The following is a 5,106-nucleotide window of genomic DNA, read 5'->3' as shown; positions in this document are numbered from 1 at the left end:
GTGCTCCAGAACCACAGCGCAAAGACGATCACATTGGTGACCCAGATGTTGAGGGCATCGACGAGCAGCGTCGTGCCGGCGCCGGCATGCCCTTCCAGCAGCGCCCGCACCAGGAAAACCAGCGATCCGCAATTCATGACGCTGATGACGCCGGTCATCACCAATGCCGTGCGGCGGATGTAGAGGCGCAATCGGCCGATCGCGTACCAATGCTCGTGGTCGACAGCCGTGCGCGTCTGCATCTGCGTCCATGCCGTCGCGATCGACAGGGGCACCAGCAGTGCCGCCTCGACCGTCGGGGCTAGCCAGCGCGGACCGAAGGACAGGTTGTTGATGACCAAAAGCTGAAGACAGATGACGACGAGAACCGCCGCGCGCGCCGACCAGAAGTCGAGCCCGCGATCATGGATGACGGCGTGCTGGTGACGCATGGAGACACCCGTATGGCTAGAATCGCGGCGCCTTGGGAGGCCCGGCTCAACCAACATTCAGCCGGCCACGGTTCTGCCCGAAGCGCCGGCGACGGGTTCCATCGCAATCTTGGTTTTACAATGTTGCGGCAGCATACATTTTCGTAAGCTTTTGCTATCGGACTGTTCAGAAATCCGCCGGTGTGGTTTTAGGCCCGCATGTCGAGAACCAGCGAATCCGTTCATCTTTGGCCGGTGGCAGCCACCGCGGAAGGCAATCCGCCTTCAATCTGGAACGGACTGATCCGGCACCCATGGCGATTGCTGGCGCTTTTGTGCCTCACCCAGATCGCTTGCTGGACCGTCATGCCGGCGCTCGTCAACGTTGGGCCGCCATACGACGTCGTCGAGGGGTTCATGTGGGGCCGCGAATGGGTTCTGCTGACCTACAAACACCCGCAGTTACCCTGCTGGCTGCTTGAGATCAGCCATCTACTGACCGGCTCGTTCCGCTGGCCGCAATATATGCTTTCGCAACTGCTGATCTCGACGACTTTCATCCTGGTCTATCTTCTCGCACGCGACATCATGGGGTCGACCCGCGCTCTCGCCGCGGTGTTGCTGATGCCCTCGATCTATTTCTTCGGTTGGCCGACCCCGCAATTCAACCACGACTATGCACAGATGCCTTTCTGGGCCGGCATCTCATGGCTGTTGTGGCGCGCCGCGCGCGACGGACGGCCCGGCTGGTGGCTCGCCCTCGGCGTCGTCTCCGGCCTGGGACTCTACGCCAAGTTCTCGACGGCTTTGCTGCTGGTTTTCGGCGGCATCTGGCTCTTATACGATAGCCGTGCCCGGAACCGGCTCGCCACCCAATGGCCGTGGCTTGGCCTTGCGGTTTTCCTTGGCATCGCGGCGCCGCTGGCGGTCGAGCTTTTCCGACTCGATTTCCTGCCGCTGACCTACGCCGCGCACCGCAACGAGTGGGTTCTCGCCCACCGCGCCAGGCTTTACTATATCGGCGTTCAGCTTGCCGGGCTTTCCGCCGTTCCCGTCGTTCTTGCTCTGTCCGGCCTGCTGCGGCGGCGAGCAAGCCCCGCGCAGGAGCCCTTGCAGCCCCAGCCGGCTCCCGAGCGACGCGCTATTATCTACCTGGCATGGATGGGCCTGGGGCCAGCGCTCCTCATCATGATCGCCTCGCTGTTCACAGGCACCGGTGAGTCCTGGGGCGCGACGATGTACAATCTCGTGGGCGTCCTGGCGATCGCGTTTCTGGGCCACCGGCTGGGAGCGACGGAATTGCGCCGGTTGACGGTGCTGGCGCTGCTATGCGTGGTCGCCGTATCGAGCGCCTACGCCGTCACCCGCTGGACCGGCTGCAACGTCCGCGGTCGCCTGCAGCCGATGTGCTGGCCGGCGCAATCGATTTCACGGACAGCCGAGGCGATCTGGCATGAGGCGGTGCCCGGGCCGTTGGGCATTGTCGGCGGCGAAGACGGCGTGGCCCGGCTCGCCGGGCTGGAAGCCGCGGACCAGCCTTCCATCTTCACGGCTCTCGACAGGCGCCTCGCACCATGGATCACCGACCAGCGCCTGCGGGATCAGGGAATGCTGCTGGTGTGGCCGAAAGGCTGGCCACTCACGCCGCAGCAATTGGCCTGGACCGACGGCCTGCCGGTCAAGACGGTGTCCTTCGACTGGTCGCTCAGGGCGCCGCCCCTGGAGATCAACTTCGCTGTCATTCCACCCGGCAGATCGAGTTTCCCGGGAGACCCGCCCGGGCCGCCCGACCCGGAATGACCGGCTAAAGCATGTCTCCCGAAAGTGGGAACCGGTTTCGGGACAAAGACATGCATGAAATCAAAAACCTAAAGCGTATGGAGCGAATCTGAAAGATCGCGACGCGCTTTAGGCTTGATCCACCCGCCTGAATTGAAAAGGCGCCGGTTTCGCCGGCGCTTCCAATGAACAAGCGCTGGGCGCTGCTCAGGCGTTGGCAACCTGCTTGTGCTGGATCGGATGGCTCTTCTTGAGCAGATCCGAGACCAGGAAGGCGAGCTCGATCGCCTGATCCGCGTTAAGGCGCGGATCGCAATGGGTATGATAGCGGTCGTGCAGGTCTTCGGCCGTGATGGCGCGGGCGCCGCCGGTGCATTCGGTGACGTTCTTGCCGGTCATCTCGACATGAATGCCGCCCGGATGCGTGCCTTCGGCGCGATGCACCTCGAAGAAGGTCTGCACTTCCTTGAGAATCCGGTCGAACGGCCGCGTCTTGTAGCCGGCCGCCTCGATGGTGTTGCCATGCATCGGATCGGACGACCACACGACGCTGCGGCCTTCCTTCTTCACCGCCCGCACCAGCTTCGGCAGGTGCTCGGCCACCTTGTCGGAGCCGAAGCGGGCAATCAGCGTCAACCGTCCAGGCTCATTCTCGGGATTGAGCAGGTCGATCAATTCCAGCAAACCATCCGGCGTCAGCGAAGGTCCGCATTTCAGGCCAAGCGGGTTCTTGATACCGCGGCAATATTCGACATGGGCATGGTCGGGCTGGCGGGTGCGATCGCCGATCCAGATCATGTGGCCCGAGGTCGCGTACCAGTCGCCGGAGGTGGAATCGACGCGCGTCAGCGCTTCCTCGTAGCCGAGCAGCAGTGCCTCGTGACTGGTGTAGAAATCGGTCTCGCGCAGCGCGAAATTGGTTTCCGACGTGATGCCGACCGCGCGCATGAATTCCATCGTCTCGGTGATGCGGTTGGCAAGCGATTCGTACTTCTCACCCTGGGGGCTGTCGGCGACGAAGCCCAGCATCCAGCGATGCACGTTCTCCAGGCTGGCATAGCCGCCCTGCGCGAAGGCGCGCAGAAGGTTGAGCGTCGCGGCCGACTGGCGGTAGGCCATCTCCTGCCGCGCGGGATCCGGGATGCGCGACCTGGCGTCGAACTCGATGCCGTTGATGATGTCGCCGCGGTAGCTCGGCAATGTCACCCCGCCCTTGGTCTCGTTGTCGGAGGAGCGCGGCTTGGCGAACTGGCCGGCGACGCGGCCGACCTTCACCACCGGCTGCGCGCCGGCGAAGGTGAGCACCACCGACATCTGCAGGAAGACGCGGAAGAAGTCGCGGATGTTGTCGGCGCCATGCTCGGCAAAGCTCTCGGCGCAGTCGCCGCCCTGGAGCAGGAAGGCTTCGCCGGCGGCGACCGCTGCCAGTTGCTTCTTCAGCTTGCGCGCCTCACCGGCAAAAACCAGCGGCGGGAACGTGGCGAGCTGGGCTTCCGTCGCCTTCAGCGCGGCAAGATCCGGATAGGCCGGAACCTGCTTGATCGGCTTCTCTCTCCACGAATTAGGCGACCATTTCGTCATCGCTGCACCCAATACTCTTCTCGGCGAGCGCCCTTGCCCGCTATTTTCGCCCCAACAGAGGTCGCGGCTCCTTACACGAAGCCGACTGCCTATTCTAGCCGGGTTTTTCAGCGGTGCGAATGGACCCGATGCTGCTACGCGGCCTTGTCGACGAGCCGCGCCAGCTGCGTCATCACCACGGCCGAGCCTGCCAGCCGCTTCTCCGCATTCGGCCAGTCGCGGATGAAGACGACGCTGTGGTCCGCCCTGATCTTGGCCAGCGAACCCTGCTCGCCGATGAACTTGACCAGCCCGACCGGATTGGGGAACTCGCGCTTGCGGAAATGGATGACCACGCCCTTGGGGCCGGCATCGAGCTTCTCGACATTGGCTTTGCGGCAGAGCGCCTTGATGAAGACGATCTTCAACAGATGCGTCACCTCTTGCGGCAGCGGCCCGAAACGGTCGATCAGCTCGGCGCCGAAACCGTCGATCTCCTCGGTGGTCTCGAGGTCGCCGAGGCGGCGGTAGAGCGCCATCCTCAGTTGCAGGTCCGGCACATAGCTTTCCGGAATCATCACCGCGGTGCCGACCGCGATCTGCGGCGACCAGCCGCCGTCCTGAACTTCGCCGGTGTCCTTCACCTCGGCCACCGCCTCCTCCAGCATCTGCTGGTAGAGCTCGAAGCCGACCTCCTTGATGTGACCGGACTGCTCTTCGCCGAGCAGATTGCCGGCGCCGCGGATGTCGAGGTCATGGCTGGCGAGCTGGAAGCCGGCGCCGAGCGTGTCGAGCGACTGCAGCACCTTCAGCCTGCGCTCGGCCGTGTCGGTCAGCTTGCGGTTGGCCGGCAGCGTGAACAGCGCGTAGGCGCGCACCTTCGAGCGGCCGACACGGCCGCGCAGCTGGTAGAGCTGCGCCAACCCGAACATGTCAGCGCGGTGGATGATCAGCGTGTTGGCGGTCGGGATGTCGAGGCCGGATTCGACGATGGTGGTCGACAGGAGCACATCGTACTGGCCGTCATAGAAAGCGTTCATGATGTCGTCGAGCTCGCCCGGCGGCATCTGGCCATGCGCCACCGCCACCTTCAGCTCCGGCACGGATTCCTTCAGGAAATCATGGATTTCGGCCAGGTCGCTGATGCGCGGCACGACATAGAAGGAATGGCCGCCGCGATAGCGCTCGCGCAGCAGCGTCTCGCGGATGACCAGCGGATCGAAGGGCGAGATGAAGGTGCGCACCGCCATGCGGTCAACCGGCGGCGTGGCGATCAGCGACAGCTCGCGCACGCCGGTCAGCGCCAGCTGCAGCGTGCGCGGAATCGGCGTCGCCGAAAGCGTCAGCACGTGCACGT

At 64.1% G+C, this 5,106-nt stretch carries 3 protein-coding genes and 1 pseudogene; 1 reads left to right on the top strand and 3 read right to left on the bottom strand.

All coding sequences use genetic code 11. The annotated features are described in order from the left end of the window. A pseudogene (locus EOA28_RS24350) lies at positions 1–431 on the bottom strand (hypothetical protein); the annotation flags it as partial. Positions 432–629: 198 nt separating this feature from the next. Here EOA28_RS24350 and EOA28_RS24345 point away from each other — a divergent pair. After that, positions 630–2,210 carry a glycosyltransferase family 39 protein gene (locus EOA28_RS24345; RefSeq protein ID WP_127250162.1) on the top strand — a complete coding sequence of 527 codons (1,581 nt, stop codon included), beginning with the start codon at positions 630–632 and terminating at the stop codon, positions 2,208–2,210. A gap of 186 nt (positions 2,211–2,396) precedes the next feature. Here the strand turns inward: EOA28_RS24345 and EOA28_RS24340 are convergent, their stop codons facing one another. Together EOA28_RS24340 and EOA28_RS24335 are read right to left on the bottom strand one after the other, a co-directional pair. Then, the gene (locus EOA28_RS24340; protein ID WP_126082404.1) at positions 2,397–3,770 is read right to left on the bottom strand and encodes a 3-deoxy-7-phosphoheptulonate synthase class II; all 1,374 of its coding nucleotides are present in this window, start codon (positions 3,768–3,770) and stop codon (positions 2,397–2,399) included. A 134-nt stretch (positions 3,771–3,904) separates the two neighbouring features. Beyond that, a partial coding sequence (locus EOA28_RS24335; protein ID WP_281060921.1) for a TRCF domain-containing protein occupies positions 3,905–5,106 on the bottom strand: 1,202 nt, incomplete at its 5' end.

This window comes from Mesorhizobium sp. M2A.F.Ca.ET.067.02.1.1, from assembly GCF_004023285.1.
Classification (GTDB): Bacteria; Pseudomonadota; Alphaproteobacteria; order Rhizobiales; family Rhizobiaceae; genus Mesorhizobium.
This window is presented reverse-complemented; position numbering and strand designations above follow the sequence as displayed.

Coding starts and splice junctions, on each gene's coding strand:
- EOA28_RS24340 (WP_126082404.1), bottom strand. CDS start 3,770: ATGACGAAATGGTCGCCTAATTCGTGGAGAGAGAAGCCGATCAAGCAG.
- EOA28_RS24345 (WP_127250162.1), top strand. CDS start 630: ATGTCGAGAACCAGCGAATCCGTTCATCTTTGGCCGGTGGCAGCCACC.